This is a genomic window from Streptomyces hesseae, assembly GCF_031845785.1.
Taxonomy (GTDB): Bacteria; Actinomycetota; Actinomycetes; order Streptomycetales; family Streptomycetaceae; genus Streptomyces; species Streptomyces hesseae.
Map to the genome: position 1 here is coordinate 1 of NZ_JAVRFI010000101.1, position 255 is coordinate 255.

The following is a 255-nucleotide window of genomic DNA, read 5'->3' on the forward strand; positions in this document are numbered from 1 at the left end:
CCAACGGCATGCCCGGCGCCCACCACATCGAGGCCCGCGTCTTCAAGGACGTCTTCCCACGCTTCCGCACCATGCAGGGCTACCACGTCGGCCGGAAGGCCGGCTGGGACTGCCACGGCCTGCCCGTCGAGCTCGCCGTCGAGAAGGAGCTCGGCTTCTCCGGCAAGCAGGACATCGAGGCGTACGGCATCGCCGAGTTCAACGCCAAGTGCCGCGAGTCCGTGACCCGCCACACCGACGCGTTCGCCGAGCTCA

The 255-nt window shown here is 69.0% G+C and carries 1 protein-coding gene; it reads left to right on the plus strand.

Annotation, left to right across the window (positions count from 1 at the left end):
* Positions 1–255: class I tRNA ligase family protein (locus RM609_RS34380; protein WP_311616615.1), on the plus strand; the 255-nt coding region annotated here is incomplete at both ends.